Origin of the sequence: Streptomyces lasalocidi (genome assembly GCF_005280215.1) — a bacterium.
Taxonomy (GTDB): domain Bacteria; phylum Actinomycetota; class Actinomycetes; order Streptomycetales; family Streptomycetaceae; genus Streptomyces; species Streptomyces longwoodensis.
In genome coordinates, this window is sequence record NZ_SZNQ01000001.1 from 7023418 (window position 1) to 7037097 (window position 13680).

Below are 13680 nucleotides of genomic sequence, written 5' to 3' on the forward strand. Positions count from 1 at the left end.
CCGCGCGTCCGGGACACCCCCGCGGATGACGTCCCGCGCGGCTCAGCGGCGGGTGTAGAGGAAGCCGACCTTGTCGGCCTCGTCGGCCGGGTCTCCGCAGGGGGACGTGTCTCCCGGGGTGAGGCGTGCGTCCCTGCTTGAAGGGCAGGGACATGCCAGACGTTGCCGGCGGTTGCGCCAGTGGGCCGGTGTGTCGGGGAGGTCGGTCGTCAGCCCGTGCCGTGCTCGGCCAGCGGCCCCACGCGCAGGCCGGCCTCCCGGCAGTCGCCCACGATCTCCGGCAGGGCCGCGAGGGTCGCGTGCCAGCAGCCGGGCGCGGAGGCCAGGTCGGTGTCGTGCAGCAGGAGGGTGCCGCCGCCGCGCAGCTCCGCCGCGGCCGTCGCGCGGACCGACGCGGCCGTGGCCTCCGCCGCCCAGTCCCGGGCCCAGGCCGTCCACAGCACGGGCCGCAGCCCCGCACTCCGGGCGGCGGCCCAGCGGCCGGAGGTGAGGATGCCGTAGGGCGGGCGGTACCAGCGCGGGGAGCGGCCGGTGGTCTCGCGCACGGCGGCGGCCGCCCGCGCCACGTCCCGGCGGTCGCGGACCGGGGACGGCAGCCACGGCCGGTCGTGGGACCAGCCGTGCACGGCCACCTCGTGGCCCCGCCGGACCGTCTCGCGCACCACCCCGGGGTGGCGCACGACCTGCTCGCCGAGCACGAAGAACGTCGCCCGGACCTCCAGCCGGTCCAGGGCGTCGAGGAAGCGCGGGGTCGACACCGGGTCGGGACCGTCGTCGAAGGTCAGCGCCACGTGGCCGGGGCGCCCCGTGCCCGCCAGGGACGGGAAGCACCGCAGCCGCAGCCCCGGCAGCCAGGTGGCCGCAGGCACGATGTGGGCCGCGGCGAGCACCGCCACCGGCGCGAGCACCGTCCCGGCACGTCGGCCGACGGCCCGGATCGACGGGCGCACGACCGGTGGACGGAGGGGCGGGGCGTCGGCGAGGAACGGCGGCGGCAGCGGGCGGCGCGCGGAGGGGTGGCTCATCGGCGGGCTGCTCCTTGCTGCGGCCCGGAGTTCCCGGAGTCCTCAGCGCCTGCATAATTCCCCGCGCTCCCGGAGGCGCCGGAGGTCCCGGGAACCGCCCCGCGACCCGGCCGCGCCCGGTCCCACGCCCCGCTGATCGACGGCGCCCGCGCCAGGCCGAGGGTGCCCGCGCCGATCAGCAGCACGCCGATCACCTCCGGGAGCACCCGGCCGCCGAGCCCGATCCGCTCCTCGAACAGCACGCACCCCAGCGCGACGCTGGTCAGCGCGTCGCCCAGGGTCAGCGCGGGCTGGGAGACCGCGAGCGTCCCGGCCCGCAACGCCCCCTGCAACAGCAGGAAGGACACCACGCCGAGCGCGACCGTCGCGTACAGGGGCCACTGCGCCGGCAGCCGGCCGAGCCCGTCCTGCAGCCGGCCCATGACCTCCTTCATCAGCGCCGCCGTGCCCGCGAAGCACACCGCCGAGGCGAGCCCCAGCAGTCCGGCGCGCGGCGCGCCGCGGACGGCCGACCCGGCCGCCGTCAGCGCGGCCACGACGGCGAGCAGCACCACCCCCGTGACCGGCCACCGCCCGGAGAGCGCGGTCTCCCGGCCCTCCGACGGTGCGGCGGCGGCCAGGAACAGCGCCAGGCCCAGGGCGAGGGCCACGAACGCGCACCAGGTGCGGCGGTCCGGCGCGTGGCCGAAGACCACGCCGCCGACCAGCAGGGTGAACAGCAGCTCGCTCGCCAACAGCGGCTGCACCAGGGCGAGGCCGCCGGCCGCGAGGGCCGCCGCCTGCAGCCCGGTCGACACCGCGAGCAGGGCGGCACCGGCCAGCCAGTACGGTCGCCGCAGCAGGCGCGCGAGCAGCCGCAGGGCCTGCCGTGCGCCCCGGCCGCCGTCGGGCTCGTCGGTCGCGGCGCGTCGTTGCAGCACGGACGCCGAGGCGTTCGCGAGGGCCGCCAGCAGGGCGAGGACCACGGTCACCGCGCTCACCCCCGCTCACCTCCTGGGCACCCGTCGTACCGGCTTCGGACGACCGCTCACCGCGCGCCCCTCCTCGAACGACCGCTCACCGCCCGCCCCTCCTCGAACGGCCGCTCACCGCGCGCCTATCCGAAGCGGGCGGCGAGCCGCCGGTACAGGCCCGGTGCCGCGCCGCGCACCCGGGCCGGCAGGGACAGCCAGCCGGGCACGAAGACCTCGTCGCGGTCGCGGGCCACCGCCCGCCACACGGCGTCCGCGACCCGTTCCGGCGGCACCGGCCGGGGGCGCGCCCGCCGGTAGGGGGTGCCCCGCCGGTCGAAGAAGGGGGTGTCCACCACGCCGGGCACCACATGGGTGACGCGGACGCCGGTGGGCGCGAGTTCGTAGCGCAGGGCGTCGGCGAACGCCGCGAGGGCGGCCTTGGCCGCGGAGTACACGGCTTCGTCGCGCACGGCCACCACCCCCGCCAGCGACCCGATGAGCACCACGCGCCCGCTGCCCGCCGCGATCATGTGCGGCACGACCTGCCGCACCAGACGCAGCGTGGCCCGTACGTCGACGTCGATCACCTCGTCGAGGTCGGCGGCCGGCATCGTGCCGAACGCGCCGGCCCAGCCGATCCCGGCGCCGGCCACCAGCAGGTCCACCCGGCCCGTGCGGTCCAGTACGAACCGCGTCAGCCGGGCCTCGGCACCCGGCCGGGTCAGGTCGGCGGCGAACGCCGTGCCCGACGCCTGGCCGGCGACCCGGGCCAGCCGCGCCTCGTCCCGCCCGCTGAGCACCAGCCGCCAGCCGCCCTCCGCGGCGAGGCGCCGCACCACGGCGGCGCCGATGCCCGAGGAGGCGCCGGTGACCAGGGCCGTACCGCGGTACCCGGACACCCCCGCACCGGCGGCGGGCGCGGGACCGGACGCCGGCAGCGGCTCGGACGGGGGGACGGCGGGTGCGGAGCGGGGGCCGGACATGGCATGAGACATGGCGTCATCCGATGGGCCGTGGCACGGTGCCGGGAGGGGCCGACGGGGCGGCCCGGATGCATGGAGTATCCCGGACGGGATGCGGCAAACGCCCAGCAAACGTGGCGTTTGGGTGGCGAACGGCAGGAGAACCGGAACCCGTGCGAACGTCTCCTTCCGCGCCCCGCGGACGTGCGGCCGTACCGGGCGCGCCCCGGCGGATCCTGGTGCTCAGCGCGAGCATGGGAGCGGGCCACGACGCCGTGGCCGGGGAGCTCGCCCGCCGTGCCCGCGCCGACGGCCACGAGCCACTGGTGGCCGACGTCCTCGGCCTGCTGCCCTACGGCCTGGGCTCCGCGCTGCGCGGCTCCTACCAGGCGTCGGTGCGGCACTTCCCGTGGGCCTACGGCGCCGTCTACGACACGTTCCTGCGCAGCGGCCCCGGGCACCGCCCCAGCGGGGTGCCGCTGGCCCGGCTGGCCGGGCACCGCCTGACGGAGCTGGCAGACGGGTTCGACGCCGACGTCGTGGTGTCGGTGTTCCACCTCGCCGCCCAGCTGACCGGGCACCTGCGGCAGCGGGGCGCGCTGCGCGTGCCGAGCGCGGTGTTCGTGCTGGACTTCGCCGTCCACCGGCAGTGGGTCCACCCGGGCAACGACCAGTACCTGTGCCTCACCGAGGACGCCGCCGGGGAGCTGCGCCGGGGCGTGGCGGCACCGGTGCGGGTGACCGGCCCGGTCGTGCCCGCCGACTTCCTCGCGCCGGCTGCGGGCGCGGCCCACTGGCGGCGCACGCTCGCCCGGCACGTCCCCGGCCGGCCGCCCGTCCTGCTGTCCGCCGGCGCCTGGGGAGCCGCGTCCCGGCCGTCGGCCACCGCCCGGCTGCTGGCCCGCACCGGCTACCTGCCGGTCGTGCTGTGCGGGCACAACGACCAGCTGCGCAGCGCCGTCACCGCCGTCCCGGGCGCCCTCGCGCTGGGCTGGGTCCGCGACCTTCCCGGCCTCATGGGCGCCGTGCACGCCCTGATCGACAACGCGGCCGGCCAGACCGCCGTCCAGGCCCTCGCCGCGGGACTCCCGGTGATCGGTTACCGCCCGCTGCCCGGCCACGGCGAGGAGGGCGTGCGGCACATGGCCGGGCTCGGGGTGTCCGAGTTCGCCCCCGACGAGGCCGGGCTGTTGTCCGCACTGGAACGGGTGCTGGAGGCGGGCCCCGAGCGGGACCTGCGGCGCGACCGCGGCCGCGCCCTCTTCCGCGAGGACCCGCTCGCCTCGGTCACGGCGCTGGCGGAGTCGGCAGCGGTCTGATCCGGCCGGCCTTCAGGAAGCCCGTTCACGTGCCGGGTCGCTCGGCTCGTCCTCCCGCCGGGCGTCCCGGTGGTCGTCGAACCACTTGCCGACCAGGGCGCCGCCGTACACCACGAAGCCCACCCCGATGAGCCACGACTCGACGATGAGGACCGTGCCCACCGCGCCGTAACTGATCGCGTTGGTGACGATCAGCGGCGCGAACACGAAGTGCGAGAAGGCGCGCAGGCCGCCGAGGCCGACCATGGTGGCGAGCGCGCCCGGCAGCAGCTTCAGCCAGGTCACCTGCCCGCCCAGCAGGAAGCGCTGGCCCCACCAGAAGAACAGCACCCCGGTGACCGCGGCCAGCACGGCGCGCGCCGTGCCGTGCAGGGCGGTGCGCGTCTGCACCTCCTGGTAGAGGTAGGCGGTCAGCACGCACATCCAGGTGGCCTGCCGCCAGATCCGGTGCCACGGGCCGGGACCGAGGCACCAGATGCGCTCGTAGCCGTTCTGCACGCTCGCCGCGAAGGACACGCCGAACACGGCGAGCGCCAGACCGCTCCACACGCTGGTGCTGCTGACCACCTCGCGCGACGGGCTGACGATCTCCGTCAGGACCCGCGCGGAGCGGCCGGACAGCCCCATGCCGTCCGCCAGCCAGGGCGCGAAACCGCCGCGCCGCAGCGGGTCGGCGGCCGCCACCACGATCAGCAGCGGCGCCAGCGTCACCAGCGCGAGCGTCGCGAACCCCATGGCACGGTGCATCAGCTCCAGCCGGCGCCCCTGCCGCAGCAGCGAGCCCACGCCGAGCCGGTGCCACCCGTGCCCGAGCTGTCGCAGCTGCCGTTTCACGAGGCGCACCTCCACAGGGCCGGTCCGGTGCACCGGGTGCCCGTCCGCCGGCACGCCGGCCGGACCGGCGTTCCCCCTACCAGCATCCGGGGCGCGGTCGCCGGGCGCCCGTCGCCCGGGTGGATTCCCCTCCCCGCCGTCACGACGGCCGCCGCCCCGAGCCCCCCGGGACCCGGCCGGTGACCGCGCCTTGGGCCGTATGCAGCAGCGTGCGCGGCGGGCGCGCGTCGCGCCGGGTGAAGCTGGACGCCGGTCCGGCGGCACATCGCGCCACCCGGACGTTCACCGCCCCGTCCCCGGGAGAGCCCGCATGCCCGCACGTTCCCCCCTCCTCCACCGGCCGGTCGGCCTCGCGCTGGTCGTGGCCGGCCTGGCCGTGCTGTCCACGGCCGCCGCGGTGGCCGTCGCGCCCCCGTCGCCGTCGTCCTCCGCGCGCACCCTCCAGCAGCAGCTCGACGACCTGGTCGGGGCGCCCGGCGGGCCGCCCGGGGTCATCGCCGTCCTGCGCGACGGCCGGCGGACCCGGGTGCTGCGGTCCGGCGTCGCGCAGACCGGGACCCACCGCGCGCCCGGCGCCGACGACCACATGCGCATCGCCAGCGCGGCCAAGGCGTTCAGCGGGGCCGTCGCGCTGTCCCTCGTCTCCCGCGGGGACCTGCGCCTGGACGACACCCTGCACCAGCGGCTGCCGAAGCTGCCGAAGGCGTGGGGGGCCGTGACGCTGCGCCAGCTCCTGAACCACACCAGCGGCCTGCCCGACTACATCCGCGCCCCCGCGTTCCAGAAGATCGTGACCGCCGACCCGCACCACCGCTTCGACTCGCGCCGGCTCCTCGACTACGTCGCCGACCAGCCCCTGCGCTTCCGGCCCGGCACGCGGTACCAGTACTCCAACTCCGACAACATCGCCGTGGCCCTGATGGCCGAGGCCGCCACCGGGACCCCGTACGAGAAGCTGCTGGACCAGCGGGTGTACGGGCCGCTCGGCCTGCACGACACCAGCCTGCCGCAGGACTTCCGCATCCCCACGCCCTACCTGCACGGCTACGACGTCGACCCGCCCGCCGCGCCGCAGGACGTCAGCGAACTGCTCAGCGCCTCCGGCATCTGGGCCTCGGGCGGCATCATCTCCACGCCCGCCGACGTGACCCGCTTCGTCCGCGGCTACACGGGCAGCGCGCTGTTCGCGCCCCGGGTGGCGAAGGAGCAGCGCCGCTGGGTCACCGGCGCGTCGGAGCCCGCCGGGCCCGGACGCAACGACGCCGGCCTCGGCATCTTCCGCTACACCACCCGCTGCGGCGTCGTGCTGGGCCACACCGGCAACATGCCGGGCTACACCCAGCTGATGGCAGCCACCCCCGACGGCCGCCGCTCCCTGACCTTCAGCACGACCACGCAGATCAACGAGGCCCAGAAGCCGGACCTGCTCAAGCGGCTGCGGACCGTCCAGGAGAACGTCGTGTGCGGCCTGCTGCACGGCTCGTCCTGAGGCGGGCGGGGCGGGCGGTGTGGCCGAGGACACTCAGGGACGCCGGTCACAGCCGGGTTCCCGGACCCGGGAGCGGCGGCTAGCGTGTGCGGACCTCCCTGTTCCCCCGCTCGACCCCCGGACGGCCGGCCGTGCTCGCAGACCTCTCCCCGCTCATCGCGGCGACCACCCAGTGGCTCGTCCGTGCCTACCCGGCGTCCGGCGGCGCCCTGGCCGCCGCCCTGTGCGAGGTGCAGGCGCGCCAGGCCGTGACCGTCGCCGCGTGGCTGCGCTACCCGACCGCGATGGACGCCGCCCTCGTCGGCATGGCCGGCCCCGGCGGCTGCGCCCGCCTGGACTGGATCACCGGCGCGGGGCCGGACGAGGACGCCGACGAGGACGCCGTGGCCTGGCGCACCTGGGTCGACGAGGTCGTGGCGAGCTGGGCCGCGTGCCTGCTCGCCGACCCGGGACTCGCCGAGGAGGCCGTCGGTGCCCTGCACGGCGGCGGTCCCGCGCGCGGCCTGCCGGTGGAGTTCCGGCGCCTGCTCGCCCCGGACGCCGGCGACCGCTCGGCGGCGGCCCTCCTGCGCCACCCCGACCTGCTCTCCCCGGTGGCCGACCTGCACCACGCCCAGCTCCTGGCCCGCCTGACCCCGGGCCAGGCGCTCATCGCCTGACGGCTGGGCTCGGGTACGGGTGCGGGTGCGGGTGTAGGCACCGGGAGACGTACGCCGTCGCGCCCGCTCGCCCGCGTGCTCGGCCACCGGGTGTGGCCTGGTGGCGCTCCTTCGCGGCCCGCAGCCCGGCGATGCTCGCCTGCCAGGCCCGGCCCCAGGGGTGCTCGTCCCCACCGCTCCCGGTCCGGCGACGCCTCCAGCCCCCTCACGCCACCCCGCCCGGTCCGGCCGTCCTCACGCCGCCGTGCTCAGCGCCCCGCGGTCCGGGACGTCGCCGTCGAGGGTGGGCAGGAGTACCGGTGTGTCGGCGGTGCGGCGGGTCCGGGCGAGGTGGCCGGCGCCGATCGCGCCGGACACGACGAGACCGCCCAGGACCAGGGCACCGCGCGCCCCGGCCAGCTCCATCAGCAGACCCAGGGCGGGCGGGCCACCGAGGCTCCACACCGTGCCGACGCTGCTCCACACCCCGAGCACCCGGCCGCGCAGCCGGGCGGGCGGGTCGGTCTGCAGGACGGCCGTGCCCGCGGTGTCCGAGACGGACTCCACGACGGCCATCGGCAGCACCAGGACCAGCAGCACCGCCAGCGACGGCGACAGCCCGGCGGCCACCTGGAGCAGACCGCCCGCGGCGGCCAGGCACCCCACCAGCCGGACGGAGGGCCTGCGCAGCCGCGCGCCGAGCACCGCGCCGACGATCCCGCCGGCCGCGAGCACCGTGGACACCGTGCCGAACGACCCGGCGCCGCCCGCCAGCGGCCCGGTGACCAGCACGGCCAGCGTCAGCCCGTAGTTGCGCCCGAAGACGGCGCTGACCCCGGTGATCCCGGCCAGCGCGACCAGGCGGCGCCGCCGCGCGAAGAACACCAGCCCCTCACGGACGCTCAGGTCGGGCCGAGGGGCGCCGGGGGCGGCCGCCGGGGCCGGCCGGACCTCGGTCGCGCCCCGCGCCGGGCGCAGGAAGGGGATGACCGAGGCCACGAACAGGAACGACAGGGCGTTCGCCCCGTACGCCGCGGCCGTGCCCAGGAAGCCGACCGTGACACCGGCCAGCGCGGTACCGACGAGCCGGCCCGCGTTGTGCACGAGCGCGCCGACACCGATGGCGGAGGGGACGTCCTCGACCGGCACCAGGTCGTTGCCGAGCAGGGCGCAGGCCGGTCCGTCGACGGTGGCGATCAGACCCGTCACGGCGGCCAGCACCAGCAGCGAGGTCATGTCGAGCCGGTCCGCGGCCACCAGTACGGCCGTCACCAGGGCGACCCCGCCGAGCAGGGCCTGGCTGACGGCGGCGGTCAGCTTGCGCGGCCAGCGGTCCACGGCGGTGCCGCCCAGCAGGCTGACGAACAGGGCCGGGGCGGCCTGCACGGACATCGACAGGCCGGTCGCGGCGGCGGAGCCGGTGATCTGCAGGACCAGCAGGTTCTGCACCGTCAGCTGCATCCAGGTGCCGGCGTTCGACACGAAGTTCGCGACGGACCACCAGCGCATGCCGCGGTGGCGCAGGGAGCGCCACGGCGAGCGGGACGCGGGCGGCACCGGCCGGGCGGCGGTGTGCGGGGCGGGGGAGGACAGGGGAGGGGCAGCAGACACGGTCCGGTTCTCGACAGCCAGGCGGGGAGGGGACTGGCGGAACCGAAGAGACACCGGCTGCGCTGCGCGGCCGTTCCAGCCCAGTCGTTCAGGGCGCGGACCATCGTGGCAGACGGGACGGCCGGTGCCGGCGTGACGCACGCCGCACCCGCCCGGTCCGACGCGTCAACGTCGGTCGGGCTGAGCGCAGTTGGCGCACCAAGTGGCCTTGCTCACAACAGGGTTTGAACACGGCTGCCGACCTCTGCCGCCACCGCCTCGCAGCTGCCTCCGCACAGGAATGACCTGCCGACCCGGCGAACCTTCCCGGTCGAAGCATCGCCGACGGCCGTGCTCCCACAGCACCAGCTCGCCGGCCACACCGGTGTCTGCGGGCGGATGCTCAACGGCCGCCGCGCGGATCTCAGGGAAGCAGACGTCATGTAGACGCCCACGCCATCCAGCTGCTGCGGCGCTTGTGCTCCGCGCCCCTCAGGGGCCAGGGAACCGGCGGCTGTTCAGGGGCAGATGTAGACGAGGTTGCCCGGCGGCACGGGGTCGTTCGGTCCGCCGGAGAACAAACTGCTGTTGTCCCACAGCAGCTTGTAGACGTTGATCCCGAACCGTGCCGAGTACTGGGAGAACGTGTCCCCCGATCGAGAGGACAGCACGCATAACTGAACAAAGGTGATAGTGAGCCATATCGTCCCCCGTACGGGAGTGGCCGGGGATGATGGTGTGATCGTGGAGCGGGTCGCGGTTCTGATGAGTGAAGGAAAGCTGGCGCAGGGCGCACTGGACGCCCCCGGCGATCAGGGGCACCCCCCGTTCTCCGCAGCCTTTGTTGGGGCACGAGGAGGCCGAGGCGCGGCAGCTCACCGTCTGGGCGGTCGCTCAGTGCCGCAACCCGGGGAACTCCTGGGAGGCGCTGGCCGCCCGCTGGGAGGTGGAGGAGGCCGTCCCTGTCGAGCTGCGCGCCACCATGGGGCAGGGTGCGTATGCTGCGTGAGCTTTTCGTGATTGCACGGTCAGCGTCATGATGACCGAGGGGTGGCAGGTCCTCGGAGCCCGTACGTGAGCGACGCGCGACCCGGACGGAGCCTGCCTGCCTCTCCCGGGAGGATTCGTCCGCTGCCGCCGACGCTTCTAGCCTGCGTAGGGTGATGACAGCCAATGACGTGTTGTTCGTTCTGGCCCTGTTGCAGCGGGCGGAGGCCGACGTCTGGGTCGGTGGCGGATGGGGGATCGACGCTCTGATCGGCGAGCAGACCCGAGACCATCGCGACCTGGACTTGATGCACCGGCAGGACCAGGAATCCGTCGTGCTGGCGGCTCTCTCCGCGGCAGGTTTCGTGGAGAGCCTGGACTGGAGGCCCATCCGACTCGTCGTGACGGCGCCGGACGGCCGGGAGATCGACCTTCATCCGCTGGTCTTCAGCGATGACGGCTCAGCAGTGCAGGCGTCGCCCGAACCGCAACGTCCTTTCGCCTACCCCCCCTCCTGCTTCGTGACGGGCACCATCCAGGGGATGGCCATCCCGTGCTTGTCCGCCGAGGATCGCCACGCACTTCTGACCCGCGTCAAGCGGTGTCACACTGCACCGACATGCTCGCGCCCACGGCGCAGGAACCGATGTCAGACCTCATTGGCACGCGCTGCCACTTGTCGTCGACATAGCCAGGTCCCCGCACGCTGCCTTCGTAACCGGGTTCCGGGACGGTGCTCCCCGCGCCCGCGGGGATGGTCCCCACTTCTTCGGCACATGTCAGACCGCTTGGCGCGGCCGGCGTCGGCGAGGATCGCGATGGCCTCGGTCTGGGAGCCGCCGGGTCGCGGGGCTGCTGCGCTGCGGCCCCACTGCCCCGCCAGAACACCGCAGCAGCCGCGCTGGAGTCCGTCGCGGCGCTCAGCGAAGCAGCGCTCCACGCACGGAGATACCGTGTTGAGCGCGCAGCCGCCGCAACTCCCACAGCGACACAGCGGTGACGGACACGGGAGCTCCCAGGAGGAACGCCATGCGCACCGCGAACGGCACGGTGTCATAGGCACCTCGGAACACGTCGAACACGGCGACTTCCCAGACCAGTAGCGTAGCGAGAATCGGCGGAACCGTTTCATGCAGATCCGCTGTACGGAAGACGTGCACGAGTGACTGTGCGATTCCGTAGAGGGCGAAGGGAGCGAGCCACAACAGGAACGCACCCAGGGCGAACAGCATCACCACTCTCCCTGCCGATGCCGTCCAGTCCGTCTTCTCGTCCACGTAGCCCAGCCCTGTGATCAGTCTCGGCGCAGCGAGCGTGACCACCAGGGCGAACAAGGCCCCGGCGGGCTTGGCTGCCCGGCGCAGGAACACACGCCGGTTGGGCGGGCGGGATGCCGCGATGAAGACGGCGACGGCAACCGGGAAAGTCGCCCCAAGCATGACGAGCGTGGTTCGGATTTGAGCGAATCGTTCATCCACCACGGCATCTGCGTCCGAGGCCACCCCGTAGGACAACAGCATCCAGGAGATCGCGACCAGACCGAGGATCGTCCGCAAGATCTGCAGCCTCTTAACCGCCGAGTCGTGCACCCGGTCCGGCCGGGAGGGCGTAAACACGGCGCGCCCCACGGCAATCGGGTTGAAGAGACGTCCGAAGGTCAGTCGGCGCACCGGACCGGATGGCCGTGGGCCTCCGGGCGACCCGGGCGGCCAAGCAGGATCCGGTGGGTGTCCTCCTCCATACGGATTCCACGGTGCTCCGCTGCCGCCCCCGCTCATCCCCGTGTCCTTTCTGTCACCTGTCCAGAGATTGGTAGGAGAATACGCGAATTCGGGCACCCTGAGACGTGAAGGAGCTGGCTTCCTTCCGGTCCTCCGAGCCGATCCTGTCGGTCCGACAGGCTCCCCACTCGAGCCACCGCCAGCCGCGGCCGGCCAGGAGCTGCACGTCGACAAGTCGACGCCATCGATCGGCCGCACATGATCGGGCGCGTGGACGCACAACGAAATTGGGTTTTCTGCGCGGCGCCTTCCCTTTTTCGCCGACCGGGTTCAACCACATGACCTGCGCTTTTAAGGCCTCACTTAGAGGCTTGTTGGGCTCGATGGCGCCTGCCAATGTGTTCCAAGCAGCGCGCTGCGGGCGGTTCACAGCTCCAAGCGGCGCAATGGATGGGTCACTTCGATGAGAAAGGCATGTTCATGCGCCGAATTTCTCGGGTCCTGGGCACGTGTGCCGTGGCGGGATCCTTGACCGTTTCCGGGCTGGCAGTGGCGAGTCCGGCGGTGGCGGACCAAGCCGGGGTGCTCGCGTGCAGTCTGGGTGCCAATCCGCCGACCGCGGGGGCCAACGGCACCATCGTCGGAGTGGGTAGTCGACTCGACTGCGGCTCCAGCCGTGTGACGCTCACTGTGAGGGTGCAGAAGAAGAGGACTCTGCAGTCGGACGTCACCGTCGGATCGCGTACGCATGCTCTCTTCGGCAACGGCAACATGAGCGTGATCGCCGGTTGTGACGGCAACGCCACGTACTTCACGGAGACCCTCAGTTCGACCGGCAACAAGGTCAAGTCCGCCGAGCGGAGGCTCTGCTGAGCCGTCCGCTCAGGCGCGGGGACCGCGGCGCGTGGGGTTGTCGGGGGCCCCGGGTGTCGGAGGTGTGCCTCCGCCCAGCAGGGCGACGCCCAGCGGGGTGATCAGGTGAAGTACCGATCCACCCCGTCTGCTCGTGGTGATCAGGCGCGCGTTGCGGAGGATTGCCGTGTGCTGACTGGCCGCCGCCACCGACATGCCCAACTTTCGCGCCAACTCCGTGGTGGAGGCGCCCTCCACCGTCTCCCTGAGAGCGGCGGCTCGGGTACGTCCCAGCAGGGCGCCCAGACTGGCAGGGGCACCCTCCGATCCGGCCGAGCCTGGTGCGGTGGGCGTGCCGTGGACGGCGGGCACCGTCAGGCGGGGTGCTTGAGTGATGTCCAGCGGGTCCCACAGGAAGCTGACGGCGTTGCCCGCGAACAGGGTGGGTGTGATGACCAGCCCCCTGCCCTGCAGACGCACCTCCACCTGCCGTGGATAGGAGGCTTCCAGGACCGGTCGGCGCCACCGGATCAGTTTCGGCTCCAGTTCCCGGAAGAAGGCGTCGACGCCGCCGCCGAGCATCAGGTCGGAGTGCCGGGTCGACGTCACCACCAGTTCGCTGCGGGCCCTGTTCCATGAGGGGGCGACCAGGAGGCGATGGCAGGCGCGCAGTGCGGCGACGAGTTCCTGTCTCTCCTTGAGCCGCCCCGTTGCGACGGTGTGCGCCCACGACACGTACCGCCGGCGGACGGTGATGTTCCTGAACTCGGCCTGCCATCGGGAATCGGAAACCTGCAGAAGGTTGTCGACCGCGTGGTCGATGAACGGTGTGTCTCCGGCCAGGGCCAGCAGGTCCGGGCCGATCCCGCCTCCCTCGAGGAGAGAGGTCAGGGGGCGGGTGTCGGCTTCCCGATCACGTCGGCCCGCATGGGTCTCATGGGACACCCTCGGCCGTCTGCCCGTGACTGTTTCCAGTGCGTAGCAGGTCTCCGCAGCCACTCCGACGGTCGGGGCGAAGCGTATGCGTTCCAGGTCGGCCGTCGTGAAGTGAATGCGTAACACGAAGTGCCTCCGTTGCATGGAGCGAGAGCCCGCTTTTTACCCCGCGCACCCGCGGGTGGTCCGCCCTCGGGTCCCGGCCGATCGACGGCCGCCCCCACCATCATGCCGAAGCGCCAGGCTACTTGACGGGTCCGCCAGTAGCCCCGAGTTCCAGAACCGCTGGAGCAGCACACACGCGATCACCAGCGGCAGGAGGGCTGGCTTGTTCACAGTCGCCTCGTGGCACCTCCACGGCTCCCAGGCTCCGT

13 protein-coding genes and 1 pseudogene are annotated in these 13680 nt (G+C 73.8%); 6 read left to right on the top strand and 8 right to left on the bottom strand.

Translation table 11 applies throughout. The features are described from left to right. Positions 1-209: 209 nt before the first annotated feature. From E4U91_RS31755 to E4U91_RS31765, 3 genes are all read right to left on the bottom strand, one after another. On the bottom strand, positions 210-1025 hold the full coding sequence (locus tag E4U91_RS31755) for a polysaccharide deacetylase family protein (protein WP_137309998.1): 816 nt from the start codon (positions 1023-1025) through the stop codon (positions 210-212). Beyond that, the gene (locus E4U91_RS31760; RefSeq protein WP_168218202.1) at positions 1022-2005 is read right to left on the bottom strand and encodes a DMT family transporter; all 984 of its coding nucleotides are present in this window, start codon (positions 2003-2005) and stop codon (positions 1022-1024) included. The genes E4U91_RS31755 and E4U91_RS31760 overlap by 4 nt, the downstream gene beginning before the upstream one ends. Positions 2006-2121: 116 nt before the next feature. Next, positions 2122-2973 carry an SDR family NAD(P)-dependent oxidoreductase gene (locus E4U91_RS31765; protein WP_137309999.1) on the bottom strand — a complete coding sequence of 284 codons (852 nt, stop codon included), beginning with the start codon at positions 2971-2973 and terminating at the stop codon, positions 2122-2124. A 140-nt stretch (positions 2974-3113) separates the two neighbouring features. On the opposite strand from E4U91_RS31765, the gene E4U91_RS31770 reads away from it, so the two are divergent. Further along, positions 3114-4259 carry an MGDG synthase family glycosyltransferase gene (locus E4U91_RS31770; RefSeq protein WP_422070921.1) on the top strand — a complete coding sequence of 382 codons (1146 nt, stop codon included), beginning with the start codon at positions 3114-3116 and terminating at the stop codon, positions 4257-4259. A 12-nt stretch (positions 4260-4271) separates the two neighbouring features. On the opposite strand, the gene E4U91_RS31775 is transcribed toward E4U91_RS31770, so the two are convergent. Beyond that, entirely contained in the window at positions 4272-5093 is an 822-nt protein-coding gene (locus E4U91_RS31775) for a ribonuclease BN (RefSeq protein WP_137310000.1), read from the bottom strand. A 310-nt stretch (positions 5094-5403) separates the two neighbouring features. Here E4U91_RS31775 and E4U91_RS31780 point away from each other — a divergent pair, with 310 nt between their 5' ends. After that, positions 5404-6582 (top strand): serine hydrolase domain-containing protein, encoded by a 1179-nt coding sequence (locus E4U91_RS31780; protein WP_137310001.1) that lies wholly within the window; start codon positions 5404-5406, stop codon positions 6580-6582. Between the two features lie 131 nt (positions 6583-6713). Next, on the top strand, positions 6714-7241 hold the full coding sequence (locus E4U91_RS31785; protein ID WP_137310002.1) for a hypothetical protein: 528 nt from the start codon (positions 6714-6716) through the stop codon (positions 7239-7241). A gap of 234 nt (positions 7242-7475) precedes the next feature. Here the strand turns inward: E4U91_RS31785 and E4U91_RS31790 are convergent, their stop codons facing one another. Beyond that, positions 7476-8777, bottom strand: coding sequence for an MFS transporter (locus E4U91_RS31790; RefSeq protein ID WP_277755372.1), 1302 nt, complete (start codon positions 8775-8777; stop codon positions 7476-7478). 551 nt (positions 8778-9328) lie between these two features. After that, the gene (locus tag E4U91_RS38240; RefSeq protein ID WP_168218203.1) at positions 9329-9481 is read right to left on the bottom strand and encodes a hypothetical protein; all 153 of its coding nucleotides are present in this window, start codon (positions 9479-9481) and stop codon (positions 9329-9331) included. A gap of 173 nt (positions 9482-9654) precedes the next feature. Here E4U91_RS38240 and E4U91_RS38245 point away from each other — a divergent pair, with 173 nt between their 5' ends. Together E4U91_RS38245 and E4U91_RS31795 are read left to right on the top strand one after the other, a co-directional pair. Continuing rightward, positions 9655-9819 carry a hypothetical protein gene (locus E4U91_RS38245; protein WP_168218204.1) on the top strand — a complete coding sequence of 55 codons (165 nt, stop codon included), beginning with the start codon at positions 9655-9657 and terminating at the stop codon, positions 9817-9819. A gap of 154 nt (positions 9820-9973) precedes the next feature. Further along, positions 9974-10372 (top strand): annotated as a pseudogene (locus tag E4U91_RS31795) (nucleotidyltransferase domain-containing protein); the annotation flags it as partial. A gap of 345 nt (positions 10373-10717) precedes the next feature. Here E4U91_RS31795 and E4U91_RS38250 read toward each other — a convergent pair. Continuing rightward, on the bottom strand, positions 10718-11467 hold the full coding sequence (locus E4U91_RS38250; protein ID WP_168218032.1) for a hypothetical protein: 750 nt from the start codon (positions 11465-11467) through the stop codon (positions 10718-10720). A 525-nt stretch (positions 11468-11992) separates the two neighbouring features. Between E4U91_RS38250 and E4U91_RS31800 the strand changes: the two genes are divergently transcribed. Further along, positions 11993-12391 carry a hypothetical protein gene (locus E4U91_RS31800; RefSeq protein WP_137310004.1) on the top strand — a complete coding sequence of 133 codons (399 nt, stop codon included), beginning with the start codon at positions 11993-11995 and terminating at the stop codon, positions 12389-12391. Positions 12392-12400: 9 nt separating this feature from the next. Here the strand turns inward: E4U91_RS31800 and E4U91_RS31805 are convergent, their stop codons facing one another. Further along, positions 12401-13432, bottom strand: a complete 1032-nt coding sequence (locus E4U91_RS31805) for an ArsR/SmtB family transcription factor (protein ID WP_241678751.1) — start codon at positions 13430-13432, stop codon at positions 12401-12403. Positions 13433-13680 lie beyond the last annotated feature (248 nt).